This is a genomic window from Xanthomonas campestris pv. phormiicola (assembly GCA_025666215.1).
GTDB classification, from domain to species: Bacteria; Pseudomonadota; Gammaproteobacteria; order Xanthomonadales; family Xanthomonadaceae; genus Xanthomonas_A; species Xanthomonas_A campestris_A.
On the sequence record CP102593.1, the window covers coordinates 3015263 to 3041574 of the forward strand.

At 69.7% G+C, this 26312-nt stretch carries 21 protein-coding genes and 2 tRNA genes; 14 read left to right on the forward strand and 9 right to left on the reverse strand.

What is annotated here, in order from left to right; genetic code table 11:
• Positions 1-16: 16 nt before the first annotated feature.
• The 5 genes from NRY95_12445 to NRY95_12465 form a co-directional block, all read right to left on the reverse strand.
• The gene (locus NRY95_12445) at positions 17-1942 is read right to left on the reverse strand and encodes a sialate O-acetylesterase (protein ID UYC14559.1); all 1926 of its coding nucleotides are present in this window, start codon (positions 1940-1942) and stop codon (positions 17-19) included.
• Positions 1943-2051: 109 nt separating this feature from the next.
• Entirely contained in the window at positions 2052-4358 is a 2307-nt protein-coding gene (locus tag NRY95_12450) for a cellulase (GenBank protein UYC18580.1), read from the reverse strand.
• Positions 4359-4420: 62 nt separating this feature from the next.
• On the reverse strand, positions 4421-7153 hold the full coding sequence (locus NRY95_12455) for a TonB-dependent receptor (protein UYC14560.1): 2733 nt from the start codon (positions 7151-7153) through the stop codon (positions 4421-4423).
• A 393-nt stretch (positions 7154-7546) separates the two neighbouring features.
• Positions 7547-10393: a TonB-dependent receptor gene (locus tag NRY95_12460; GenBank protein ID UYC14561.1), complete on the reverse strand. Its 2847-nt coding sequence runs from the start codon at positions 10391-10393 to the stop codon at positions 7547-7549.
• Between the two features lie 485 nt (positions 10394-10878).
• On the reverse strand, positions 10879-11838 hold the full coding sequence (locus NRY95_12465; protein UYC14562.1) for a LysR substrate-binding domain-containing protein: 960 nt from the start codon (positions 11836-11838) through the stop codon (positions 10879-10881).
• A 332-nt stretch (positions 11839-12170) separates the two neighbouring features.
• Here NRY95_12465 and NRY95_12470 point away from each other — a divergent pair, with 332 nt between their 5' ends.
• The 5 genes from NRY95_12470 to NRY95_12490 all read left to right on the forward strand — a co-directional run bounded on the left by NRY95_12470 (position 12171) and on the right by NRY95_12490 (position 16236).
• On the forward strand, positions 12171-12791 hold the full coding sequence (locus NRY95_12470; GenBank protein ID UYC14563.1) for a 2-dehydro-3-deoxy-6-phosphogalactonate aldolase: 621 nt from the start codon (positions 12171-12173) through the stop codon (positions 12789-12791).
• Complete coding sequence (dgoD, locus tag NRY95_12475) at positions 12788-13939, forward strand: galactonate dehydratase (protein UYC14564.1); 1152 nt, start codon at positions 12788-12790, stop codon at positions 13937-13939. Before NRY95_12470 ends, dgoD begins: the two co-directional genes overlap by 4 nt.
• An 8-nt stretch (positions 13940-13947) precedes the next feature.
• Positions 13948-14871, forward strand: a complete 924-nt coding sequence (locus NRY95_12480; protein ID UYC14565.1) for an SMP-30/gluconolactonase/LRE family protein — start codon at positions 13948-13950, stop codon at positions 14869-14871.
• Positions 14868-15767 (forward strand): 2-dehydro-3-deoxygalactonokinase, encoded by a 900-nt coding sequence (locus NRY95_12485; GenBank protein UYC14566.1) that lies wholly within the window; start codon positions 14868-14870, stop codon positions 15765-15767. The genes NRY95_12480 and NRY95_12485 overlap by 4 nt, the downstream gene beginning before the upstream one ends.
• Positions 15768-15912: 145 nt before the next feature.
• Positions 15913-16236, forward strand: coding sequence for a ferredoxin family protein (locus tag NRY95_12490; GenBank protein ID UYC14567.1), 324 nt, complete (start codon positions 15913-15915; stop codon positions 16234-16236).
• 283 nt (positions 16237-16519) lie between these two features.
• On the opposite strand, the gene NRY95_12495 is transcribed toward NRY95_12490, so the two are convergent.
• Positions 16520-17053 carry a hypothetical protein gene (locus NRY95_12495; protein UYC14568.1) on the reverse strand — a complete coding sequence of 178 codons (534 nt, stop codon included), beginning with the start codon at positions 17051-17053 and terminating at the stop codon, positions 16520-16522.
• Between the two features lie 18 nt (positions 17054-17071).
• Entirely contained in the window at positions 17072-17980 is a 909-nt protein-coding gene (gene dapA / locus NRY95_12500) for a 4-hydroxy-tetrahydrodipicolinate synthase (GenBank protein UYC14569.1), read from the reverse strand.
• 159 nt (positions 17981-18139) lie between these two features.
• Here dapA and NRY95_12505 point away from each other — a divergent pair, with 159 nt between their 5' ends.
• The 9 genes from NRY95_12505 (at position 18140) to NRY95_12545 (ending at position 24049) form a co-directional block, all read left to right on the forward strand.
• Positions 18140-18715 carry a glycine cleavage system protein R gene (locus NRY95_12505; GenBank protein ID UYC14570.1) on the forward strand — a complete coding sequence of 192 codons (576 nt, stop codon included), beginning with the start codon at positions 18140-18142 and terminating at the stop codon, positions 18713-18715.
• 61 nt (positions 18716-18776) lie between these two features.
• Complete coding sequence (locus NRY95_12510; GenBank protein ID UYC14571.1) at positions 18777-19256, forward strand: peroxiredoxin; 480 nt, start codon at positions 18777-18779, stop codon at positions 19254-19256.
• A gap of 84 nt (positions 19257-19340) precedes the next feature.
• Positions 19341-20741, forward strand: a complete 1401-nt coding sequence (locus tag NRY95_12515; GenBank protein ID UYC14572.1) for a PhoH family protein — start codon at positions 19341-19343, stop codon at positions 20739-20741.
• On the forward strand, positions 20738-21232 hold the full coding sequence (locus NRY95_12520; protein ID UYC14573.1) for a hypothetical protein: 495 nt from the start codon (positions 20738-20740) through the stop codon (positions 21230-21232). The genes NRY95_12515 and NRY95_12520 overlap by 4 nt, the downstream gene beginning before the upstream one ends.
• A gap of 69 nt (positions 21233-21301) precedes the next feature.
• Positions 21302-21970, forward strand: coding sequence for a DUF1275 domain-containing protein (locus NRY95_12525; GenBank protein UYC14574.1), 669 nt, complete (start codon positions 21302-21304; stop codon positions 21968-21970).
• Positions 21971-22013: 43 nt separating this feature from the next.
• Entirely contained in the window at positions 22014-22823 is an 810-nt protein-coding gene (gene thiD, locus NRY95_12530; protein UYC14575.1) for a bifunctional hydroxymethylpyrimidine kinase/phosphomethylpyrimidine kinase, read from the forward strand.
• Positions 22820-23671, forward strand: coding sequence for an alpha/beta fold hydrolase (locus NRY95_12535; protein ID UYC14576.1), 852 nt, complete (start codon positions 22820-22822; stop codon positions 23669-23671). Before thiD ends, NRY95_12535 begins: the two co-directional genes overlap by 4 nt.
• 63 nt (positions 23672-23734) lie before the next feature.
• Positions 23735-23811 (forward strand) — tRNA-Arg (locus tag NRY95_12540).
• Between the two features lie 161 nt (positions 23812-23972).
• Positions 23973-24049 (forward strand) — tRNA-Arg (locus NRY95_12545).
• Positions 24050-24133: 84 nt separating this feature from the next.
• On the opposite strand, the gene NRY95_12550 is transcribed toward NRY95_12545, so the two are convergent.
• Positions 24134-25123 carry a DedA family protein/thiosulfate sulfurtransferase GlpE gene (locus NRY95_12550; protein UYC14577.1) on the reverse strand — a complete coding sequence of 330 codons (990 nt, stop codon included), beginning with the start codon at positions 25121-25123 and terminating at the stop codon, positions 24134-24136.
• 105 nt (positions 25124-25228) lie between these two features.
• Complete coding sequence (locus NRY95_12555) at positions 25229-26155, reverse strand: LysR substrate-binding domain-containing protein (GenBank protein UYC14578.1); 927 nt, start codon at positions 26153-26155, stop codon at positions 25229-25231.
• Positions 26156-26312 lie beyond the last annotated feature (157 nt).

Sequence of the window (26312 nt, forward strand, 5' to 3'; positions counted from 1 at the left end):
CGGGTAGGACTCCGTGTCACCAGGTATCGGTTCGGAAGGGGGAAACCGGCAACTGCTCGCGGTTGACCAGGTTGGCCTCGGCCGGGTTCTCGCTCCACGCATAGCGCACCGCTTGCGGCTGCGCCACTTCGGCGCTCTCGACCACGACGCTGTCGCCGTCGATGCGCGCCTGCGCCGGATGGAAACGGCGGTCGGCGCCGGCCACGCTGAAGCCCAGCAACGGGCCGCCGCCGCGCACCGCCAGCGCACTGCCCATCGGATCGAAACGCAGCGCGACCGCATGCCGGCCGAACTCGGCCTGCGCGAACACCGGCGCGCTGTACACCAGCCGTTCGCCATAGGCCACATGCCGCGCCGCCAGCGCCAGGCGATGGCCGACGTCCTGCTTGTTGGTCGGATGGATGTCGCCGGGCGTGCCGATGTCGATGGTCACCGCCTGCGCGGTCGCCGGCAGCGCCAGGGTCCTGGACTGCGACTCGCGCAGCTGCGCCCACGGACTCAGGTCGCCCGTGTCCGACCCGGCCTGGAAATTGGCCAGTTGCACCCACAGGAACGGCAACTGCGGCTGCGCGCGCTCCTGGCGCCAGCTGCGGATCAGCGCGGCGAACTGGTCGCGATAGCGCAGCGCGCCGTAGGCGTAGGCATTGCTCTCGCCCTGGTACCAGATCACGCCCTTGAGCGGGAATGGCTGCAACGGATGGATCATGCGGTTGTACAGCAGGGTCGGTTGCTGGTTCCTGCCGTCGTCCAGCGTCACGCTCACCCTGGCCGGACGGAATTTCCATCCCTGCAACGGGCGCTTCGTCCCGTCGCCGAGCTGCACGAAGCGTTCGCTGTCCTCGCCGTGCAGGCCGCCACCGCCGCCGGCGTCGGTGACCTGCACCGCGACATGATTGACGCCCGCCCGCAGCAACGTGGCCGGCACCGCGTAGGCGCGCGGCAGGTTCCATTGCTGCTCGGTATGGCCGACCGGCTGGCCGTTGACGTAGCTGGTGTCGGACTCGTCGACGCGGCCCACGCCCAGCACGATGCCGGCCTTGGCCTCGGCGGCGCTCAGCACGAACGTGGTGCGGTACCAGGCGATGCCGTCCATGCCGTCGTAGCCGCTGTTTTCCCACTGCTTGTCCACCGCGATGGTGTCCCAGTCGCGATCGTCGAGGTCGGCGTCGCGCCAGTGTTCGGCGGCGTCCTGCACGGCCGGCCAGCGCGCGATGCGTTGCCGCACCGCGGCCAGCGTGCGCGCTTCGCCGGCCTGCAGTGCGGCCAGGCTGCGCTCGCGCTGTGCCGCGTCCATGCCCAGCGCATCGGCGTCCATCCACGCCTCGATCGCGCTGCCGCCCCAGCTGCTGTCGACGATGCCGATCGGCACCCCGGTGCTGTTGCGCAGCTCGCGCGCGAAGAAGTAAGCCACCGCGGAGAAGGCGCCGGCGTTGTCCGGCGTGGCCGCTTTCCAGCTACCGCCGGCCAGGCGCTGTTGCGGCTGCGCCGACCACGACTTGGGCACCTTGAACTGGCGCAGCCGCGGATCGTTCGCCGCAGCCACCTCGCGTGCGCCATCGCGCGCCTGCGCCAGCGGCCACTCCATGTTGGACTGGCCGCTGGCCAGCCACACGTCGCCGACCAGCACGTCGCCGATGTGGCGCCGCGCACCGTCGCCCTGCACCTCCAGCACGTACGGCCCGCCGGCCACGTGCGCTGGCAACTGCGCCTGCCAGCGGCCGTCGGCGGCGGCGACCGCGCTCGCCGCGCCGCCATCCAGGCGCACCTGGATGCGCGCGCCGGGCGTGGCCCAGCCCCATACCCGCATCGGCACGTCGCGCTGCAGCACCGCGCCGTCGGCGAACAGCAGCGGCAGTTGCAACTCCGCCCAGGCCGATGCGGGCAGCGCCGCCAGCGCCAATGCGGCCAGCCAGTGCAGACAACGGGACGGACGTGCGCTCATCGGATCGCTCCTGGGTTGGGTATCGCCACCGGCGACAGCGCGCACGGCGGCCGGGACGCGCGCGCGGCGCCCGCGCGCAACGACACATGCGCGGCGCTGGCCGCGCGGATTACGGTGCATCGCCATAGAAGATGCCTCGGCCGCCGGTGGCGAAATAGACGCGGCCGACCACGCGCGGATCGCCGGTGACCGCGTAGGGACGGCCGAAGCGGTGCGCGTCGTCGTCGATGCGCTGCCAGCGGCGGCCTTCGTCCCCGGAGCGGAACAGCCCGCTGACGCCATCCACGGTGCCGGCCAGGAACAGCATCGGCGGCGCACCCTCGCGTGGCGCGCGGCCCAGGCCCAGCGAGCGCGCTTCCTGCACCTTCGACAACACGTGCAGCCTGCCGTCCTGCCAACGCATCACCCCATGACTGGGACTGGCCAGGTAGACCACGCCGGCGCGCAGCGGATCCGGGCGCAGCTGCGGGCGGGTGCGCTCGGCGCCTGCCGGCACGCCGACATCGACGCCGCTGTCGCGGAAACGGCGGCCGCCGTCCTCGCTGAGGTAGAAACGGCCGCTGGATGCATCCACGGCGTACCAACGCCGCGCATCGACCCGGTCGGCCTCGATCAGCAAGCTGCCCGAGGAACCTTCCACACGCTGCCACTGCCGGCCCCAATCGTCGCTGGCCCAGGCGCTGCCGCCGTTGCGCGGCGACCAGATCACCCGGCTGCCGTCGGCGTTGATCGCGATGTGCCCGGCGCCCTCGCCCAGCGGCGGCTCGCTGGCGAAGGCGCTCCAGTTCGTGCCGCCATCGCGCGACCATGCCGCACGCACCTCGCCGTTGTGGCGCTCGCGCAACGTGCCGCTGCGCACCACCCGCTGCGGCGCCTGGCCGGCGGCATCGATGCTCTCGCCGTTGGTCAGCCGCGGCCCTGGGAACTGCGATTGCGCACGCTCCAGGCTGTCGTGGCGGAAGCCATCGATGTCGCCGAGCGCACTCAGCAAATGCGCGCCCTGCGCCGGGCTGAGCAGGTCCAGCGGCACCGTTTCCTCCAGCCCGGCGTCGGCGAACCACCACTGCACCACGCCATCGGCGGCATCGAACGCGCGCAGGTTGCGCGAGGCCCAGATGCCGTAGCCGGTGACGAACAGCGCGCGATCGCTGTCGAACGGATCGATCGCCAGCGACGCCATCCAGTGCGGGCGCGCCTGCGCGGTCCACGGCGCGGCGTCGTGCGCGAAGCGCGAGCGCGGGAACAGCGGCGCCCAGCTGCGTCCGCCATCGGTGCTGCGGTAGATGTCGTCGCCCGGCTGGTAGCGGCGGAAGGTGCTGGCGATCAGCGTGTCCGGCTGGCGCGGGTCCACCGCCACCGCGCCCCAGCCGAAGCCCGGCCCGCTGCGCGGCTGCGGCAGCGGGGTGATGTCGGTCCAGCGTGCCGCGGCCGGTTCGTATTTCCAGACCGCGCCGTTGGCCATCAGGTCCGGGCCCGGTTGGTCGCCGTAGCTGAGGTAGTAGATGCCGGTACTGGACCGCACCACGTGGCTGGGACGCAGCCCGGTGGGCTGTCCCTGCACCGGCTGCCAGCTGCGCCCGCCGTCGGCGGACACGAACAGGCTCTGCGCCTGGGTGGACACGCCGACGTAGATCCGCTGCGACGCGCCACCGGCGGCGGCGCTGGCCGGGTCGAACAGCACGAAGGCGATGCCCACCTGCTGGCGCTGTCCGCCATGGTTCACCGCGCTGGCCGACCGCCCCGTGGCCACTGCCGGAAACGACGCCACCCGCTGCCAGTGCGCGCCGCGGTCGTCGCTGCGCCACAGGCCGGCATCGCGCGAGCCGAGCAGCAACACGCGGCCGTCGTTGGGATCGACCGCGAGCCGCTCGCCGTTGCCGCGGCCCAGTTCGTTGCCGCCCAGCTTGAACGGCAGATCGGTGCGCACGAAGCGGCGCCCCTGGTCGTGCGAGCACAGGATCGCCGCATTGCCGGCACGCGCGTGCAGATAGGTGCCCGCCGCCAGGTACAGCGCCTGCGGATCGTGCGGGTCGATCGCGAACGCATCGATCCCCATCAGGTTCTGGTCGGCCGCCCCGAGCCAGTCGGTCAACGCGACCCAGTGCGTGGACGCGGGGTCCCAGCGGTAGGCGCCGCCGACGTCGGTGCGCGCATACAGCAGGCCCGGTTGCGCCGGATGGAACAGCAGGCCGCTGACGAACCCGCCGCCGCCGATGGCGACGCTGCGGAACTGGTAAGACACGGCCGGCGCCGCGAGTGCCGGAACCGCGCTGCACAGCAAGGCCAGCAGCAGCGCCAGCCAGGCCGAACGCGACCGCGCGGCATGCTGCGACCTGCCGGGCAGTGCGTCGGGTTCTGGCAAGCGGTGTTGCCGCATCGTGCGCCCTACTCCGATTGCAACCGACGGCCATGCCATCGGCAGGGAAACTCCCGCTCCGGCCACGCCACGCGCGCCGGAGCGGAGCGACTGCGCCATGCTCAGAAGCTGGCGCGCAGGGTCAGGCCGTAACGACGGTCGTTGATGACGAAGTCGCGGTAACGCGATTCCACGCCCAGGTAGCTCTCGTTGCGGGTATCCAGCAGATTGACCCCGTCCACCGACACCGACCACACGTCGTCGATGTTGTAGCGCACCGACGCGTCCAGCTGGCCGAAGCCCTTGTTGTACACCGGCAGATTGCCGGTGCCGTTGCCGGCCGTGGTCACCAGCCAGTCGCTGCGCCAGTTGTAGGCCACCCGCGCCTGCAAGCGCGACATCTCGTAGCTGAGGATCAGGTTGTAGCTGTTCTTGGACAGCCCCTGCAGCGGCACCGTCAGCGCCTGGCCGTTGGTGTCGGTGGCGGTCGGGCTCGGCGCCTCGCTGTCCACGTAGGTGTAGTTGGCCTGCAGGCCGAAGCCGCTCAGCCAGCCGGGCAGGAAGTCGAAGAACTGGGTGTAGCCCAGTTCCGCGCCCTTGATCCTGCCGTCCTTGCCGTTGACCGGGCGGGTGATTTCCCAGGTCTGGCCGCCGTAGACTTCCTCGAACACGGCATCGGCGATGAAGCCGTCGACCTTCTTGTAGAACACCGTGCCGTACATCATCGACCCCTTGCCGAAGTACCACTCCAGCGCGGTATCGAACTGGTCGGCCTTCATCGGCCGCAGGTCCGGATTGCCGGCCGAACCGGTGCGGCGGGTGGTGCCGTCGCTGCCGGTGGCGGTGCCCAGGCTCAGGTTGGGGTTGAGCTCGTTGAGGTCCGGACGCGAGATGCCGCGCGAGGCGGCGAAGCGCCACTGCAGCGTGTCGGTGAGCATCCAGCGCAGGTTCAGGCTCGGCAGCACGTCGGTGTAGGTCTGCTGCACGTCCACCGGCAGCAGGCCGCCGCCCTCGGCATCGGTGCCGGTGCGCACGCCCTGCGAATCGACCTTGGTGCGCACGATGCGCAGGCCGATGTTGCCGTCGAACGGAATCGCGCCGCTGTCCACGCCGAAGCGCAGCACGCCGTAGGCGGCGTAGGTCTTCTCGCCCTGGCCGTTGATGTTGTTCGGCGCGAAGGTCAGCGGCGAGGCGCCGAATACCTTCAACGCTTCCGCGTAGTCGTCGACCAGCGCGTCGGAAGGCGTCAGCCTGGGGCCGAACGTCTGCGAATCGCCGCGGAAGAAATCGGTGATCGGATTCTGCATCAGCTGCGCGTCGGGATACTGCGAGAACGGCGCATCCAGCGCCATGTAGCGCCACACGTTGCCCTTGTTCTGCGCGTCGCGATCGGTGTAGCGCACGCCGGCCTTGAAGCTGCGCGCGAAACTGTCGTCGAACGCCAGGTCCATGTCGCTGCGCCAGGCGAACTCGGTCGCCTTGTTGTCGTCCTTGTTGTCCAGGTGGAACTTCCAGCCGCTGTAGTTGGCCTGGTCGGCCAGATACCCCGGGTTGCCGGCGGCATCGCTCACCGACAGGCGCGGCAGGTCGCCGCGGAAGTCGACGGTGTACAGCGGCGTGGTGGTCATGCCGGTGCCGAGGATGTAGCGCGTGCCCTTGGTGGTGGCATCGATGTACTGGAAATCGGTGCTCAGGCTCAGGTTCGGCGACACCGTCCACCTGGCGCCCAGCGAATAGTCGGTGGTCACCGAATGCCGTTCGGTCAGGCTGGTGTTGGAATCGGCCGGGGTGTTCTGGAAGGTGCCGCTGACGAACTCGTTGCGGTCGTTGACCACGATGTCGTCGTAGCCCTGCATCGGGTTCTGCCCGGTGTAGGCGAAGAACGAATAGTCGTGCCAGCGGAAGTCGTAGTCCGAGCGCAGCACCTGCGCGGTGACCTCGACATCGTCGTTCGGCCGCCACTGCAGCGCGAACGCGCCGGTCTTGCGCTTGCGCTCGCCGACCGTGGTGTTGGTGCCGGCGCCGTGCGGCACCGAGATGGCCTGGCCTTCGTAGCCCGGCAGATCGGTCTGCGTGTACCACGGCTCGATGGAGATGGTGTCCTGGCGGAACGGGCTGGTCTGCTGCGAGTAGTTCACCAGCAGGCCGATCTCGCCGATGCCGGTCTGCCAGCGGTCGCTGTACATGCCCGAGAACGCCGGCTTGCTGTCGTCGGCCAGGTCGTAGTGGTTGTACTGCACGCTGCCGGCGATCTTGCGCCCGTCGTAGTCGAACGGCAGCCGCGTGCGCAGGTCGACGGTGCCGCCCAGGCCGCCTTCGATCATGTCGGCGGACGGATTCTTGTAGACGTTGACGCCGGCCAGCAGTTCGGCCGACACGTCCTCGAAGCTCAGCCCACGGCCGTCGTTGGCGGTGAAGATGTCGCGGCCGTTGAGCTCGGTGCGGACCTGGGTCAGGCCGCGGATCGCGATGCTGCTGCCCTCGCCGTAGTTGCGCGCGATCTGCACGCCGGAGATGCGCTGCAGCGCCTCGGCGACGTTGTTGTCGGGCAGCTTGCCGATGTCCTCGGCCACGATCGAATCGACCAGCTGCTCGGAATTCTGCTTGACCAGCTGCGCCTTGGTCACGCTGCTGCGGGTGCCGCTCACCTGCACGGTATCCAGCTGGGTGGTGGCATCGTCGGCCTGCGCAGGCGGGGCCTGCTCGGCTTGCTGGGCCTGCGCGGCGGAGGCGGCGACCAGCGCGGCGACGGCCAGGGCGATGGCGGAGCGGCGCACGCCGCGGTCGGAAATCGAACGGATAGAACGGAGTGCCAAAGTCCGCGCAGGCGGACAATGGCTATGGGGCGTTGACATGGTGCTTCCCTCCCAGGACACATGTGCAAACGATTCGGCGATCGCGCCCAGGGCGACGTCGCCGTTTCTAAGTTGTCCGGCCGCACCCGTCGAAATGGGGTGCTGGCCGCAAGTCGGACGCGAGCGGGGCTGCCGCGGCGCGCACGCGATCGAAGGCGATCACGACTCTGGCGTGAGAGTAGGTCGCACTCACCATGTCATCCAATGAAATATTCACAGTTAGCTATATGTTTTTCCACATACGAAAAGCCAGTCCACCTATAAACAGACGCATACCCCCCCGTCGCGCAGGCGTCTCCCGTGTCGGCGCAACGCCTGCGCCCCCGCAGCGCGATAAAAAAGCCCGCATGCGTCGCGCATGCGGGCCGAGGACATCGCCTTGCCGGATGCCGCTTACCAGTTGGCGCGCAGCACCAGCGAATAGCGGCGGTCGTTGACGAACCAGCTGCGCGTATACAGGTGGTTGTCGACCTCGCCGTCGGCGTAGGACGTCGGACCCATCAGCACCTTGGTCACCGTGTCGGTGAGGTTGTTGGCCTGGATACCGAGCTGCAGGTGCGGGGTGAAGCGATAGAACACCGAGGCGTCGAGCTGGCCGTAGTCGTCCGCCCAGGTCGGCAGCTTGGTCGCCACGTCGCTGGCGGTCAGCAGGTAGCGCGAACGCCAGTTGTAGGCCAGGCGCACCGACAACGGCCCCTTCTCGTAGATGCCGGCGAGGTTGTAGCTGCGCCGCGACAGGCCTTCCAGCGGCAGGCTCACGCCGGTGACGGTGGTCTGGGTGTAGGGATCGGTCGCGGAATTGACGCCGCCGCTGCTGTCCACGAAGGTGAAGTTGGCATTGACGCCGAAACCGCTCAACCAGCCCGGCCACGAGTCGAAGAACTGCGTGTAGCCGTATTCGAAGCCGCGGATGCGGCCCTTGGCCATGTTGTACGGACGCGTCACCAGCCAGTCCTGGCCGCCATAGGTCTCGGTGGTGGTCTGGGTGGAGAAGTAGTCCTTGACGCTCTTGTAGAACAGGGTCAGATACATCATGTCGCTGGTATCGAAATACCATTCCAGCGCGGTGTCGTACTGGTCGGCCTTCATCGGCTTGAGGTTCGGATTGCCTGCGGTGCCGGTCCACTTGGACACGGTGCCGTCCTCCTCGGTGGTGGCCGCCAGCAGCAGGTACGGCTGCAGCTGGGTGTAGTCCGGCCGCGCCATCGCCTTGGACGCGGCGATGCGCCACTGCAGCGCATCGGAGAACTTGAAGCGCATGTTGAAGCTCGGCAGCACGTTGGTGTAGCTGCCCTGCGCGTTGTTGGCGAAGAACTGCCCGGTGTACTGCGCCTTGAGCGCATCGGAGGCGGCGGTGGCCGACAGGTCGGGGAACTGGCCGTAGCCGGTGGCCTCGGTCTTGGTCTGCACGATGCGCACGCCGACATTGCCGTCCACCGGCACGCCCAGTGCGTCGTCGTTGCCGAAGTACAGCACCGCGTAGGCGGCCTGGGTGCGCTCGAACTGGCGGTTGGTGTCCTGCAACTGATACTCGTCCGGCGCCCAGCCCCAGCCGCGCAACGCCACGATCTGCTCGATCAGCTTCGAAGTGCCGGCATAGTCCTTGACCGCGCTGTTGCTCGGGAAGTACAGGCTGTTGGGCACGCTGATCTTGCCGCGGAACAGGTTGGAGTACGAATACAGCTGCGAGGACGAGGTCATGTAGCTGGCCAGGTCGGCCAGGCCGGTGCTGGTCCCGGGAATCGTCGCCCAGTTGTCGCTGATCACGCCCCAGTTGTAGCCGGAGTTCTTGTTGGTCTGGGTACGCGAGGTGCCGCGGATACCGGCGCGGAAGGTGCGCAGCCACGGATTGTCGTCGTAGGTGTATTCCAGGTCGAAGCGCGTGGCCAGCTCGCGGCCGCGGTTCTTCGCCAGGTGGTCCATCGCCGCGCTCCAGAAGTAATTGGAGGGGTCGGAGGTATATCTGGTGTCGGCGATCGACACCGACGGGTACTTGCCACTCAGGTCGAAGGTCAGGCCCGGCAGGTAGACCGAACTGAACAGGGTGAAGTCCAGCGAATCGCTTTCCGACTGCACCAGCTGCATGTCGCCGCGCACGGTGAGGTTGCCGGTGAGCTTGTGGGTGAAGCCGCCGGACAGGTCGGAGGTGGTGGTGCTCTGCTGCGCGTAGCGGTTGTCGGTGTAGAAGCGCACGCCGTCGTTGCCGGTGACGTTGCCGCGCCAGGAACTGGACACCGGCGAGCCGCTGACGAAACGGCCGTCGGCGTCGTAGGTGAAGGTGGTGCCGGGGGCGGGGCTGATCGCGTTGGTGTCGTCGTTGAAGAACGCCGCGCGCTCCTGCCAGTTCATGTCGTAGGTGGAACGCATGTACTGCACGTACAGTTCGGTGTCGTCGCTGGGCCGCCACTGGAACGCCCCGGCCACGCCCTTGCGCTTGCGCTCGAAGTCCAGCTGCCGCCAGTTGACGCCGCCGGGCACGTAGACCTTGTCGAAATCGGTGCCGGCCAGCAGCGCCGCATCGGTGCGGCGCACGAACGGCTCCACCTGGATGCCGTCGCTGCGGGTCGCCAGCTCCGAGTAGGCCACGTCCAGCATCAGGCCCATCTCGCCGACGCCGGTCTGCCAGCGATCGCTGAACAGGAACGAGCCGGACGGCTTGTAGGTCTTGCTGAAGTCGCCGTAGTTCTCGTCGGCGGTGAAGCCGATCACCCGGCCGGGCTGGTCGAACGGCATGCGCGTGCGCAGGTTGACCGTGCCGCCGAGGCCGCCTTCGATGATCTCGGCCGAAGGATTCTTGTACACGTCCACGCCGGCCATCAGTTCGGCCGGCACGTCCTCGAAGCTGAGTCCACGGCCGCTGGCGGCGCTGAAGCTGTCGCGGCCGTTGAGTTCGCCGCGCACCTGGGTCATGCCGCGGATCATCACGCCACTGCCTTCGGCGGAGAAATGGTCGGGGTCGTTGCGCGCCATGAAATGGTCGATGGTCACGCCGCTGACCCGCTGCAGGGTCTCGGTGACGCTGCGGTCGGGCAGCGCGCCGATGTCTTCGGCACTGACCGAATCGACGATCTGCTCGGCATCGTGCTTGATCGTCTGCGACTTGATCAGGCTGGCGCGCACGCCCTTGACCTCGATCGCCTCGAGCTGGGTCACCGGGTCGGTGCTCTTCTTCTTGGTGGCGTCGTCGGCGTCCTGTGCCAGCGCCTGCGCGCTCAGCAGCAGGCCGATGCTCAGCGCCATGGCCGAGCGACGCAAAACGCAGGGACTACGAACCGCTGCGGTCGGCGAGGCCGGACCACGGTAGTGACGCGATGACATGATGCTTCCCTCCCAGGAGACATGCACACACACGGGTGGCGGTCGCGCGTTAAGCGCCGCCCTGCTGATTGTGACGGCGGCGCGCCATGGCCCGCTGCCGTATCGCTGGCGTGGCGGCGCGCGTCATATTAGGGACGACGCGGCGCGGCATCGGTCACGATCGGCTGAGCCTAGAAGTGAATTTCGTGTTAATCAAATGAAATATTCACGCCAAGCTATGTTTTTTTCGACTAGCAGATCGCGTGCGCAGTGGCGCCTGCGCGACCGGCCGCCGCGCCGCGCAAGTGCCCGTGCTAGCAGGCAGCGACACCGGCCCCGTGCCGGCATGTGCCGACATGCCCCGGCATGCACCGCTCGCCGCCGGCCCTGCCCGGCCCGGCCAGGCGAACGCCAGCGCACGCCGCTGTTCAGCCCGGCGCACGTTCCGGATACAGGCGCTTGGCCGCGTTGCGCAACGCCAGCAGGATGCGTTCGGCGCCCGGCGGCAGCATGTAGTCGCGGCGGCGGATGATGCCGAACGACTCCATCCGCACCCCCAGCGCGATCGGCAGCACGGTCAGCAGCTTGGCCTGCACGTACGGCGCCACCGCGTCGGCCGGCAGCGCCGCCAGCAGGTCGCTGCCGCGCAGCAGGCTGGTCATCACCGGCAGCGACGAGGTCTCGATGACGTTCTGCGGGGTCGGCACGCCGTGCTCCATGAACATCGCGTCCAGCCGCGCGCGCAGCACGCTGTCCACCGGCGGCAGCACCCAGCCATAGCGCGCCAGGTCGGCATGGCGCAGGTCGGTGCGCGCCGACAGCGGATGCCCGGCGCGCGCCACCACCGAATGCGGCTCGTCGGCCAGCGGCTCGAACTCCAGTTCGTCGCCGCCGTACGGGCCGAGGATGCGACCGATGACGATGTCGAGCTGGCCGTCCAGCAGCTTGGCCACCAGCGGCCGGCTGTAGTCCATCTCCACCCGCACCAGGATGCCGGGGAACTCGCGCTTGACCTCGGCGATCGCCTGCGGCACCAGGTTGGTGCCCGGATTGACCACGGTGCCGATCGAGACCTGGCCCATGCGCCCCTCGCGCAGCGCGGCGATCTCCTCCTGCGCGCGGCCGATCTCCGACATCGCCGAACGCGCGCGGCGGATCAGCACCTGCCCGTACCAGGTCGGCTCCACCCCGCGCGCATGCCGCTCGAACAGCTTGACCCCGAGCAGGTCCTCCATTTCCGCCAGCAGCTTGGAGGCCGCCGGCTGGGTCATGCTCGCCGCCTCGGCCGCGCGCAGCACCGAGCGGTGCTCGTGCAGCTGCAGCAGCAACAACAGATGCCGGGTCTTGAGGCGGGCGGCGTTGAACCAGGGATTGGCGGTAGCGGTCATGAGCGGAAAGCGTCCAGAGCGAGAAGATGCGTATTCACCACCGGAATAGGATATGTCTAAAATTTCATTTGCCGAGCATATCTTCACGCGCGCAGGCTATCGGCCAGTCGCGACTCCGGCCGCGACGCCGTCCCACCGCCACACCCGCCTCGTGAAGGCGCCGGCGCACCGCGCCAGCGTAGATGAGCAGGACGATCCGCCAGCGCACCGGTCGATGGCGTCCGCCCGTTCGTCGCCAACGGGACGGTCGCTCACCTGCGCGCCCTTGCGGCCGCGCGATGACGACGTCGCAGTGGACGCCTTTCGCTCCATGCCCGTTGCCAGGTAAGCCGATGTCCGCCGTCTCCCCGTTCCAGTTTCCCCTGATCGCGATCCTGCGCGGCCTCACCCCCGACGACGCGCTGGACCATGTCGGCGCGCTGGCCGAGGCCGGCTACGACGCGATCGAGATCCCGCTCAACTCGCCGCGCTGGGCCGACAGCATCGGCGCGGCCGTGCAGGCGTTCGGCCAGCGTTGCTGGATCGGCGGCGGCACCGTGCTGAAGATCGCCGACGTCGATGTCCTCGCCGATCTCGGCGCGCGCTTCATCGTCACCCCGAACACGCGGCCGCCGGTGATCCGCCACGCGGTCGCGCGCGGCCTGCAGGTGGTGGCCGGCTTCGCCACCGCCACCGAAGCGTTCGACGCGCTCGACGCCGGCGCGCAGATGCTCAAGCTGTTCCCGGCCGCCAGCTACGGCCCCGGCCACCTGCGCGCGTTGCGCGCGGTGCTGCCGCCGACGCTGCCGCTGTTCGTGGTCGGCGGGGTCAGCACCGACACCCTGCGCGACTACCTGGCCGCCGGCGCGATCGGCGCCGGCATCGGCGGCGAACTGTACCGGCCCGGCCAGGCGCTCGCGCAGACCCGGGCGCAGGCCGCCGCCTTCCGCCAAGCCTACTTGGACCACGCATGAAGATCGTTCGCCTCACCACCTACCACGCCGCGCCGCGCTGGCTGTTCCTGAAGATCGAAACCGACGAAGGCATCACCGGCTGGGGCGAACCGGTGATCGAGGGCCGCGCGCGCAGCGTCGACGCCGCGGTGCACGAGTTGAGCGGCTATCTGATCGGCAAGGATCCGTCGCGCATCAACGACCTGTGGCAGCTGCTGTACCGCAGCGGCTTCTACCGCGGCGGGCCGATCCTGATGAGCGCCATCGCCGGCATCGACCAGGCGTTGTGGGACATCAAGGGCAAGGCGCTGGGCGTGCCGGTGTACGAACTGCTCGGCGGGCTGGTGCGCGACCGCATGAAGACCTACCGCTGGGTCGGCGGCGACCGCCCGTCGGCGACCATCGCGCAGATCCAGGGCTACCGCGAGCTGGGTTTCGACACCTTCAAGTTCAACGGCACCGAGGAGATGAAGCTGATCGACGGGCCGCGCGCGGTGGATGCGGCGCTGGCCAAGGTCGCGCAGATCCGCGAGGCGTTCGGCACCAGCATCGACTTCGGCATCGATTTCCACGGCCGCGTCGCCGCGCCGATGGCGCGCGTGCTGCTGCGCGAACTGGAGCCGTTCAAGCCGCTGTTCGTCGAGGAACCGGTGCTGCCGGAACTGGCCGAATACTATCCGCGCCTGGCCGCCTCCACGCCGATCCCGCTGGCGGCCGGCGAACGCATGTTCTCGCGCTTCGACTTCAAGCCGGTGCTGCAGGCCGGCGGCCTGTCGCTGCTGCAGCCGGACCTGTCGCATGCCGGCGGCATCACCGAATGCCTGAAGATCGCCAGCATGGCCGACGCCTACGACGTCGGCCTGGCCCCGCACTGCCCGCTCGGCCCGGTCGCGCTGGCCGCCTGCCTGCAGGTGGATTTCGTCTCGCACAACGCAGTGCTGCAGGAACAGAGCATCGGCATCCACTACAACGAAGGCGCCGACCTGCTCGACTACGTGATCAACAAGGAAGACTTCGCGTGCGACGATAGCGGCAGCATCGCCGCATTGCCCAAGCCCGGGCTCGGCGTGGAAATCGACGAGGAGCGCCTGCGCCATGCCAACGAAAATCCGCCCGACTGGCACAACCCGGTCTGGCGCCACGCCGACGGCAGCATCGCCGAATGGTGAGTGAGTCCATGCGCGCTGCGCCCTCGCCCGCACACACCGCCACGCTGGCGGTGGACAGCCGCTGCAGCCACGGCGAAGGCGTGGTCTGGTGCGAACGCCGGCAAGTGCTGTTCTGGGTCGACATCGACGGACGCCGGCTGTGGCGGCACGACCCGGCCAGCGGCGCCACCCGCCACTGGAGCCTGCCCGACCGTCCCGGCTGCCTGGGCCTGTTCGACGACGGCCGCCTGCTGCTGGCGCTGGCCAAGGGCGTGTACGCCGCCGATCCCGGCGCCAGTCCTGCCGAGGCGACCGAACTGCCGCTGCACAAGCTCGCCGACCTGGAGCCGGAGCGCGACGACACCCGCGCCAACGACGGCCGCGCCGACCGCCACGGCAACTTCGTGTTCGGCACCATGAGCGAACGCGCCGACCAGGCGCCGGTCGGCAGCTTCTACCAGTGGTCCGCGCGCCACGGCCTGCGCCGCCTGCCGCTGCCCGGCGTGGCGATCCCCAACGCGATCTGCTTCAGCGCCGACGGCCGCACCCTGTACTACTGCGACTCGGTGCGCCCGCAGATCCTGTGCTGCGACTACGACGCCGCCAACGCGCAGACCGGCAACAGCCGCGTGTTCGCCGAACTCGATCACCCCGGCGCCGAACCCGACGGCGCCATCGTCGATGCCGAAGGCCACCTGTGGAACGCGCAATGGCGCGCCTGGCGCGTGGTCCGCTACCGGCCCGACGGCAGCGTCGAACGCAGCGTCGCGCTGCCGGTCAAGCATCCCACCTGTCCCGCCCTGGGCGGCGCCGACGGCCGCACGCTGTACCTGAGCACCTCGCGGATGGACCACGCCGCCGACGAACTGGCGCGCACCCCGCAGGCCGGCGGCGTGTTCGTCGCCGCGGTCGGCATCGCCGGCCTGCCCGAAGGACGCATCGCCAGCGCATGATCGCCATCGATTGGGGCACCAGCAGCCTGCGCGGCTACCGGCTCGCCGCCGACGGCCGCGTCCTCGAGCAGCGCCGCAGCGACCAGGGCATCGGCGCCTGCCAGGGCCGCTTCGCCGCGACCCTGGCGGCGCTGATCGAGGGCTGGCCCGGCGACGTGGTGCTGTGCGGCATGATCGGCAGCCGCAACGGCTGGATCGAACTGCCTTACGCGCCCTGCCCGGCCGACGCCGACGCGCTGGCCGCGGCGATGCAGCCGCTGCAGGATCCGGCCCTGCCCGGGCGCACGCTGTGGTTCGTGCCCGGCGTGGCCAGCGGCGCCGAGGCGGTGCCGGACGTGATGCGCGGCGAGGAGACCCAACTGATCGGGCTGCTCGACGTCCTCGCGCAGGACGCGCAGGGCGCAGCCCGCCACAGCGTGTGCCTGCCCGGCACCCACAGCAAATGGGTCGATCTGGAACACGGCCGCATCGCCGCCCTGGCGACGATGATGACCGGCGAGCTGTACGCGCTGCTGCGCCAGCACAGCCTGCTGGCGCGCCTGATGGATGCCGACGATGCGCAGTTCGACGGCGCCGGCTTCGACGCCGGCCTGCAGCGCAGCGGCGAGCCCGGCGGCCTGCTGCACCACCTGTTCGGCGTGCGCAGCCTGGGCCTGTTCGAGCGGCTGAGCGCGGCGGCCGCGCCGTCCTACCTGTCCGGCCTGCTGATCGGCCACGAACTGCGCGCGCGCCTGCCGCTGGCGCCGAACGTGCACCTGATCGGCGGCAGCGGCCTGCTGAACCGCTACGCGCACGCGCTGCGCGCGCTGGGCAGCGCGGTCCACAGCCACCCGGAAGACCTCGCCGCACGCGGCCTGTACCGCCTGGCGCAACGCCGCGGCGGCATCGGCAACTGATCCCGGCACGCCCAGTCACCGCGCGCGGGCCTGCCGCAAGGCCGGCCGCGGCGCGGTGGGATCCGCGCCGGCAGCGTCTGCGCGCATTCTCCACGCGCCGGCGCCGACTGCTTTAGAATTGCGCGCTTAACCGCCGGATCGAACCATGCCTTTTGTCGTCACCGAAAACTGCATCAAGTGCAAATACACCGACTGCGTGGAAGTGTGTCCCGTGGATTGTTTCCACGCCGGCCCCAATTTCCTGGTGATCGATCCGGACGAGTGCATCGACTGCACCCTGTGCGAGCCGGAGTGCCCGGCCAATGCGATCTACCCCGAGGACGACGTGCCGGCCGGCCAGGAAGGCTTCGTCGCGCTCAACGCGGAACTGGCCAAGGCCTGGCCGGTACTGACCACGCGCCAGGAACCGCTGCCCGACGCCGCCGACTGGGACGGCAAGCCGAACAAGCTGCCGCTGCTGCTGAAGTAACGCATCCGACGCGTCGCCGCTGACCGCGCGGCCAAATCGCGAAGCCGATACCAAACGGGTCTTACCGCCTGTCGCCACCGAAGTTGAAGCGTTTCGAGCGATAAATTTTCAGTCGCGGACCCGGTGTGGGAGCGACTGAAGTCGCTCCCACAATCGACCCAGCCGGCGCCAGCAGATGCCTCCGCGGCTCCTGCTGCTCGCCCCAAAAACGAAACGGGCGCCCTGCGGCGCCCGTCTCCATCCGTCGCAACGGCCGGCGCGAACGCCGGCCGGCAACGCCGGCTCAATGGCCGAGCTTGGCCTTCAGCGCCGCGATCAGCTTGACCGGCGCCTCGCCGCTGGCTGGCAGGCCGCGCGGATCGACCGCCGACACGTACACCCCGGCATCCACCGCGACCACGCGGATCAGGAAGTTGCCGCCCTCGTAGCTCACGTCGTAGGAACCCAGCACCTGCGCACGGCTGGCGATGGTGACGCCCTCGATGCCGCCCAGCGCGTCGCCGACCTGGCCGAACACCTGGTCGCGCGCACCCGGCACCACGAAGCCGCTGTTCGACGCCGCCGGGGCCTGGCCCGGCGCGCTGCTGGCGCCGGGGCGCTGCGTGGCCGAGGCCAGCGCCGGCACCTTCATCGCCGCCGAGGTGTCCGGCGCGGTCAGGTCCGGCGGCACTTCCAGCGGACGCATTTCGGGGGCCAGCGCATAGTCGCCACGCGGCTTGCCCTTGTGGAACCAGCTGCAACCGCTGGTGGCCGCGACCATGGTGGTCGCCAGCACGGCGGCCGACAGCACGCGGACGTAGGGAACGGAAGCACGCATCGATAAATCTCCTGAGGGTCAGGCCGCGAGCGTTTCGCGGCTGGATAGTTCTTCCAACGCGGCTGCGTCGGTGGCGAGACGGTCGGCCGTGGCGTGGTGCGCCGCGGACAGCGGCAGCAGCGGCAGCCGCAGCCCCTGGCCGATACCGGCGCGCTGCAGCAGCGCCTTGACCGGGATCGGGTTGGATTCGATGCCGCAGAACGCGTGGAACGGCTGCAGGCGCGCGTCCCAGGCCTGCGCCGGCTCGGCCTGGCGCGCACGCGCCAGGTCGCACAGGCGGCGGTAGGCGGCCGGCAAGGCGTTGGACGCGACCGAGATCAGCCCGTCGTAGCCGCCGAGCATGGCCTGCGCGGCGCTGCCGTCGTCGCCGCTGAGCACGGCGAAGCCGTCGCCGCGCAGCGCCAGCAGTGCGGCGATGCGCTGCGGATCGCTGCTGGCTTCCTTGATGCCGACGATGTTCGGATGCTGCGCCAGCTGCGCCACCGTCTCCGGCAGCAGGTCGCAGCCGGTGCGCCCGGGCACGTTGTACAGCACCACCGGCAGGCCGCCGTGCTCGGCCACCTGCAGGTAATGCGCGAGCAGCCCGGCCTGGGTCGGGCGCACGTACGGCGGCGTCACCACCAGCGCGTACTGGGCGCCGTTGGCGGCGGCGCGGCGGGTCAGCGCGACGGTCTTGGCGGTACCGGACAGGCCGGTCCCGGCCAGCAGCGGCACGCGCCCGCCGATCGCCTGCGCCGCTTCGCGCAGGATCAGGTCGTACTCCTCGTCCAGCAGCGTGGCCGCCTCGCCGGTCGATCCCGCCACCACCACGCCCTGCACGCCGCCGTCCAGCTGCCGTTTGAGCAGCCGCTGCCAGGCGTCGAGGTCGAGGTCGCCATTGCCCTGGAAGGGCGTGGCCAGGGCGGTGATGATGCCGGAGAGGGACAAGATGCGTGATGCTCGCTGTGATTGGAGAGGGCCGCGTGCGGCCCGCACGGACGGGATTCGTCCCGCATGTTACTTGCGGCCCGAAAGCGCGGGCAAGTATGCTGCATACTGCGCCGAGCGACCGCCCGGACGCCGTTCAGCCTTACGCAATCCTACGCAATGCCGGAAGCCCCTTTGACAGACACCACGCCCCGGCCCGCGCCGACCGAAAACCACCTCCTGATCAACGCCTACACGACGCATCCGGAGTCGCCGCTGTTGCCGGTGACGCGCCGTATCGCCGACAGCGGCTGCAATCTCGTCGATGCGCGCCTGGCCACGGTCGGCCGCGACGTGTCGGTGACCGCGCTGGCGACCGGCTCGTGGGACTCGGTCGCCAAGCTCGAAGCCATGCTGACCCGGCTCGACCGCGAGGAAGGCATGAAGCTGGTGTGGTACCGCACCGGCGCCAAGCAGGCGCAGTCCAACCTGCTGCCCTACATCGTCGAGGTCATCGCCGCCGACAAGCCGGGCATCCTGTTCCAGCTGGCGGACTTCTTCGACCGCCAGGGCATCACCATCGAGAACCTGCAGAGCACCCGCTACCGCGCGATGCAGACCGGCGCGGAGATGTTCTCGGCGCAGGTGACGATCGGGGTGCCGGCGAACATGCACATCGCCGCGCTGCGCGACGACTTCCTCGAGTTCTGCGACCACCTGAACCTGGACGCGATCATGGACCCGATGAAGTTCTGAGCCGCGCTGGACATCGATGCATTCGAACGCAGATGATGGCGATGCACGCGGAGGACACCCCATGAAGGACGGCGACACCCTGGACCGCACCACGCTGGCATTGCCGCTGGCGTTGTCCGGCGGCGCCAGCGCCACGCTCGGCGATTACGCCGGCCGCTGGCTGGTGCTGTATTTCTATCCGAAGGACAGCACCCCCGGCTGCACCACCGAGGGCATCGACTTCAACGCGCTGCTGCCGCAGTTCGAGCAGGCCAACGCCGCCGTGCTCGGCGTGTCGCGCGATTCGCTGAAGTCGCACGACAATTTCTGCGCCAAGCAGGGCTTCCGCTTCCCGCTGGTCAGCGACGCCGACGAGGCCCTGTGCCGCGCGTTCGACGTGATCAAGGAAAAGAACATGTACGGCCGCCAGGTGCTCGGCATCGAGCGCAGCACCTTCCTGATCTCGCCCTCGGGCCGGCTGCTGCGCAGCTGGCGCAAGGTCAAGGTTCCCGGCCACGCCCAGGCCGTGTTCGACGCACTGCAGGCCGCCGCCCAGCAGTGATCATTCGCGTTTCCCGCACGCCGCATCACCCTGCCCTGCGCAGGCCGTGATGGTCTTTCCCTGTTCCCTTCCCAGGATTCCACGATGACCCGAGGCAAGCGCATCTACGTGCTGGATACCAACGTGCTGATGCACGACCCGACCGCGCTGTTCAAGTTCGAGGAACACGACGTGTTCCTGCCGATGCAGGTGATCGAGGAGCTGGACAACGCCAAGAAGGGCATGTCCGAAGTCAGCCGCAACGCGCGCCAGGTCAGCCGTTTCCTCAACGAGCTGATCGAGGGCGCCGGCGCCGAGCAGATCGAGTCGGGCATCCCGCTCAGCCATCCGCAGGGCATCCAGCTCAAGAGCAGCGGCAGCATCGGCCGGCTGTACTTCCAGACCCGCCCGGTCGAGCCCGGGCGCAGCTTCGGCACCGTGGCGCCGGACAACAAGATCCTGGCCGCGGTGCTGGCGCTGCGCGAGGAAGGCCCGGAAACGCCGGTGATCCTGGTGTCCAAGGACATCAACCTGCGGATCAAGGCGGCGATCAGCGGCCTGATCGCCGAGGATTACGAGAACGACCGCGCGCTCGACGATTTCAGCCTGCTGTACACCGGCGCGATCGAGCTGCCGGAGGATTTCTGGCAGAAGCACAACCAGGACCTGCGCAGCTGGAGCGACCGCGGCCGCACCTGCTACGAGATCGCGCTGGCCGACGACGAGGACTGGTATCCGAACCAGTACCTGTACCTGCCCGGCGACGACGAAGTGGAACTGCGCGTGGTCAAGGTCAGCGGCGAGCGCAAGGCGACGCTGGCGCTGGTCGACGATTTCCGCAGCGGCCAGCACGCGGTGTGGGGCATCGCCGCGCGCAACCGCGAACAGAACTTCGCGCTCAACGCGCTGATGGACCCGGAGATCGACTTCGTCACCCTGCTCGGCACCGCCGGCACCGGCAAGACCCTGCTGGCGCTGGCGGCGGGCCTGGCGCAGACCATGGACCAGCAGCGCTACCGCGAGATCATCATGACCCGCGCCACGGTCAGCGTCGGCGAGGACATCGGCTTCCTGCCCGGCACCGAGGAAGAGAAGATGACGCCGTGGATGGGCGCGCTGACCGACAACCTGGAAGTGCTGACCCACAACCAGGAAGGCGGCGCCTGGGGCCGCGCGGCGACCAACGACCTGCTCGCCAGCCGGATCAAGATCCGCTCGATGAACTTCATGCGCGGGCGCACCTTCCTGTCGCGCTATCTGATCCTGGACGAAGCGCAGAACCTGACCCCGAAGCAGATGAAGACGCTGATCACCCGCGCCGGCCCCGGCACCAAGATCGTGTGCCTGGGCAACGTCGAGCAGATCGACACGCCGTACCTGACCGAGACCACCTCGGGCCTGACCTATGCGGTGGACCGGTTCAAGGCCTGGCCGCACAGCGCGCACGTCACCCTGCGCCGCGGCGAGCGCTCGCGCCTGGCCGACTACGCCTCGGAGGTCCTGTGAACGCCGCCGGCGCGTGCCGTCTCGGCGGCGCCGCGCTGGCCCTGGCCCTGCTCGGCGCGTGCACCACCACGCGCGGACCGGCCAGCGTGCCGACCGCGATCAAGGCCGGGCAATCGTGGATCGTCACCCGCAACAGCACCGCCGCGCAGGTGCTCGACACCTGCTCGCGCGACAGCCCGGCGCGCCACGACGGCGCGGTGAGCGGCTATTGGGTGCCGAGCGTGGAGCAGATCGCACAGCTGGAAACGCGGCTGGCGCAACTGCAGCCGGACATCGCCGACCCGGCCGGCGCCGACCGCCAGTACGTCGGCATCCTCTACCGCGGCAAGCAGGCGATCTACGTCAACGCGTTCAAGCCGCACGACGACAGCGACCTGGATCCCAGCGTCGACGCGGTGCGCGTGTGCGGCGGCGGCGGCGGCTTCTGGGGCGCGGTGTTCGACCCGGACAGCGGCACCTTCTCCGAGATCGCCGTCAACGGCGCGAAGTAGGCCGCGACGCATGCGCCGCCAGCCCTCGCCCAGCCTGTCGCGCGCCGCGCCGCGGCGCCGCACCGGCGCATGAACTTCGAGTTGCCGCGCTGGGCCTGGGCGTTCGCCGGCGCGCTGGCCTGCGTCGCCGGCATGGTCAACGTGGTCGGCTATCTGGGCTTCGAACACCAGGCGGTGACCCACCTGACCGGCACAACCACCCTGCTCGGCGCGGCGCTGGCCGATGGCGATGCGCGCGTGATCGGCAACCTGCTCGGCGTGGTGCTGGCCTTCCTCGGCGGCGCGGTGCTCAGCGGCATCGTGGTGCGGGACAGCCGGCTGCGCCTGGGCCGCCGCTACGGCGTGGCGCTTGCCTTGGAAGCATTGCTGCTGCTGGCGGCGATGCAGGCGTTCAAGCAGCAACAGCTCGTTGGCGCCCTGTTCGCCGCCACCGCCTGCGGCCTGCAGAACGCGATGACCACCACCTACAGCGGCGCGGTGGTGCGCACCACCCACCTGACCGGCATGTTCACCGACCTGGGCATCGGCCTGGGCCAGGCCCTGCGCGGCCTGCCGCTGCCGCGGCGGCGCATCCGCCTCAGCCTGCTGATCATCGGCGGCTTCCTGTGCGGCGGCGTGCTCGGCGCCTGGGCCTACCGCCATGTCGGCTTCGATGCGCTGCTCGCGCCGGCGCTGCTGACCGGCCTGGTCGGCACCGTCTACGCGCTGCAGGCCCACTACCGCCGCCAGCAGCGCTGACCCCGCGGTCGCCAAGCCGCGGCGGGCGCTGCACAATCGGCGCATGAGCGAACCCACCGTCGTCTCCGCACTGAGCATCGCCGGCACCGACTCGGGCGGCGGCGCCGGCATCCAGGCCGACCTGAAGACCTTCGCCGCGCACCGCGTGCACGGGCTGTCGGCGATCGCCGCGCTGACCGCGCAGCACACCCGCGCGGTCAGCGCCGTGCACGTACCGCCGCTGGCGTTCCTGCGCGCGCAACTCGACGCCTGCTTCGCCGACTTCGACATCGGCGCGGTCAAGCTCGGCATGCTCGCCAACGCCGCGGTGATCCATCTGGTCGCCGACGCGCTGGAACAGCACCGCCCGCCGTTCGTGGTGCTGGACCCGGTGATGGTCGCGACCAGCGGCGCCAAGCTGCTCGAAGACGACGCGCTCGATGCGCTGCGCGGCCGCCTGCTGCCGCTGGCGACCCTGGTCACCCCGAACACGCCGGAAGCGCAGCTGCTGCTGGGCCGTGCGATCGAGAACGCCGACGATGCCGAGCGCGCCACCGCCGCGCTGCTCGAGGCCGGCGCGCAGGCGGTGCTGCTCAAGGGCGGCCACCTGGCCGAAGGCCATCGGGTGATCGACCGCTACGACGACGGGGTCAGCCGCAGCGAATTCAGCCATGCGCGGCTGGACTTGCAGGCGCACGGCACCGGCTGCACCCTCGCCGCGGCGATCGCCGCACAGCTGTGCCAGGGACTGGCGCTGCCGGTGGCCTGCGAGGCGGCGATCGACTACGTCGCCCGCGCGCTGCAGGGCGGCTACCGACCCGGCCGCAGCGAGGTGGTGGTGCTGGACCACTTCGGCGCCGCGCGCACCGCATGAGCACGCATGCGCCGGCGAGCGAGGCGCTGCCGGCGGTCGCCGGCGACGGCCATCGCTGGACGCTGCTGGCATGCATTCCTGCCGCGCCGCGGCAGGCGCTGCTGTGGCTGCCCGCGCTCGGCGTGGCCGCGCGCCACTACCTGCCGCTGGCCCAAGCGCTGGCGGCGCAGGACGTGGCCGTGTTCCTGCACGAATGGCGCGGCAACGGCAGCAGCACGCTGCGCCCGTCGCGCACGCAGGACTGGGGCTATCGGCAACTGCTGTGCGAGGATCTGCCGGCCAGCCACGCGGCGATCGCGCAGCACGGCGCGCTGCCGCTGACCATCGGCGGCCACAGCCTCGGCGGGCAAATCGCCTGCTGCTACGCCGCCCTGCATGCGCAGGCCTTCGCCCAGCTGTGGCTGGTCGCCAGCGGCACGCCGTACTGGCGCCAGTTCGCCGCGCCGCGTCGCTATCTGCTGCCGCTGGCGTACCGCTTCCTGCCGTGGCTGGCGCAGCGCCAGGGCGTGCTGCACGGGCGCAGGCTCGGCTTCGGCGGGACCGAGGCGCGCTCGCTGATCGCGGACTGGGCGCGGGTGGGCCTGAGCAATCGCTATGCGGCGGCCGGCATGGCCACGGATCTGGAAGCGCTGCTGGTGCAGGTGACCGCACCGGTGCGCGGCGTAGTGCTGCAGGACGACTGGCTGGCGCCGGCCACCTCGCTGCGCGCCCTGCTGCGCAAACTGGCGCCGCGCACGCTCGAGCTGCGCTCGCTGGATGCGGCGCAGCTGGGCACGGCCGCCGACCATTTCGCCTGGATGAAACGGCCGGCGGCGGTGGCACAGGCCCTGCTCGGCAGCGCAGACTGAATTTTTTCCGCGAAGGGCATTGACGGGTCCGTGGGACTCGGTAATAATTCCGCTCCTGACGACGCGCCCGTAGCTCAGTTGGATAGAGTACCTGGCTACGAACCAGGCGGTCGGGAGTTCGAATCTCTCCGGGCGCACCAGTCAGCTGAAAAACGACAAACTCGGTTTGTCGTTTTTTTTTGCGCGTTCGCCTGGATATCTGCAGGCATGCGAGCGCATCGTCGCGCCGCCCAATGACGCATCGGCGCACGCCGCTGTAGACGAATCGGCAGAACTCGGGAATAATCCCGCGCCTGACGACGCGCCCGTAGCTCAGTTGGATAGAGTACCTGGCTACGAACCAGGCGGTCGGGAGTTCGAATCTCTCCGGGCGCACCAGTCAGATGAAAAACGACAAGCCTGCGCTTGTCGTTTTTTTTGCCTGCACTTCGCCATGCGCGCGCCGCAGACGGCGCCATGCCCTCACGCGGCGACCTTGCCGCCGATGTCGGCCCCCTGCGCTGCCGCGCCGCCGTCCAGTTCGATCACCGCATAGCCCGCCGCACGCCACGCATCCAGTCCGCCGCGCAGCGGCACCACGTCCTCGTAGTGGCGCTGGCGCAGGCGCGTGGCCAGCACCGCCGCCGACACCTCGTTCGGGCAGGCACAGTAGATGACGATCTTGCGATCGCGCGGCAACGCCTCGACGATGGCGTCGATACGGCGATCGTCCACCGCCATCGCCCCGGGAATCGCATACGGCTCGAGCGCGCGATACCCCGGCGCGCGGATGTCCAGCAGCACCGGCGTGGCTTCGCCCTGCATCAACGCATACAGCTCGTCGACGTCGATGCGCAGCGTCTCCATCGACTTCAGCAGCGCATGCCGGCGCCACGCGCGATAGCCGATATACAGCGCCAGCGCGCCCGCCAGCAGCAGCACCGCGCGCGAGCCGAGCAGGCTCAGCCAGTCCAGCACGTCCTGCACCTGGTCGGCGAACGCCAGGCCCAGCAGCAGCCCGCAACCGGCCCACAGCGCCGCACCCAGCGCGTCGTAGCGCAGGAACGCGCCCGGCCGCACCCGCATCGCCCCGGCCATCGGCACCGACACCATCGACAGGCCGGGCACGAACTTGGCCACCGCCAGCACGCGCACGCCCCAGCGGGTATAGAAGCGCTCGGTCTGCTTCATGCAGGTATCGCGCGACAGCGAAAGGCGGCACAGCGACTGCAGCGTGCGGTTGCCATAGCGGCGGCCGGCGCCGAACCAGACCAGGTCGCCGATCAGGCTGGCCACGATCGACACCGACAGCGCGGCCAGCAGGCTGCTCCACACCGCACTGCCATCGAGCAGCGCATAGGTCGCGCCGACCAGGATCAACGTCGGCAGGGCCGGCACCGGCAGGCCCAGCGACAACGCCAGCACGTTGACGAAGACCAGGCCCAGGCCGTAACGCGCGATCAGTTCCTGCATGGCCGAGCCTGCGCCTGGGGGAGAAAGGGATGCGCCATTATCCTCCCGGCATCGCCGCCCGGCGCGCGCGATGCCGCCTCACCAGCGGAACAGACCCGCCCACACTCAGTCCAATCGCGCCTGCAGCCGCGCCAGCCACGCCTCGAACACCCCGGGCTGGCGCATGCGCGCGCGCCACCAGGCCAGCGCCGCACCCTCCTCGCCGCTGCGCCACGCCAACTGGAACACCTCGTCCGGCTTCGGCTCCTCGACCTGCTTGCGCAGCAGCGCGCCGCGCGCCAGCGCCGCCCGCGCGTAGGGTTCGGGCAGGAAACCGAAGCCCAGCCCGGCCACCTGCAGCCGGTACTTGCTGCGCATGTCCGGCACGGTCAGCGCATCCTGGCCGAACAGCAGCCCGACCGTGCGCGGCAGCAGCCGCCGTGCCGAATCGGCGACCGCGATCGCGCGATGCTCGGCCAGCTGGCTGCGGCCGAGCGGCTCGGCCGCCTGCGCCAGCGGATGCGTGGGCGCGACCACGAACACGAACGACAGCGTGCCGAACGCCTCGGCGACATAGCCGCCGCCGCTGGGCCCCTCCCCGGCCGCGCCGACCAGCAGGTCCACGCGCCGGTCCAGCAGCGCCTCCCAGGTGCCGGACAGCGATTCCTGCACGATCCGCAACCGGGTCTGGTCGGCGACCGCATAGAACGCGGCGATGTCCTCGGCCAGGCAGTCCGGGGCGAATACCGAGTCCAGCGCCAGCGCGAACTCGGTCTCCCAGCCGGACGCGACGCGGCGCACGCGGAGTTCCAGGTCCCCGGCCGCGCGCAGCAGGTGGCGGCCCTCGCGCAACAGCTCGGCCCCGGCCGCGGTGAGCGCCACCTTCGGACCCAGGCGATCGAACAATTGCACGCCCAGGTCCTCCTCCAGCTTGGCCACCGTGTAGGAAATGGTGGACGGCACCTTGTACAGCGCCTTGCCGGCGGCCGAGAACGAACCGCGGCGGTCGATGGCGTCGATGATCTGCAGCGCGTCGAGGCTGATCTTGAGCATTCGAATTTTTCGATGATAGGTGCCGAATCTATCCGTTTTTCAAACCCGGCGACAGTGCGGATACTTTCCCTCACCGCAAGGCGGCCACGAAATCAATCAGATATCGCCACCGCCCTGCCTTATCGATCCACTTGCACATATCGCCACTACCAGGAGC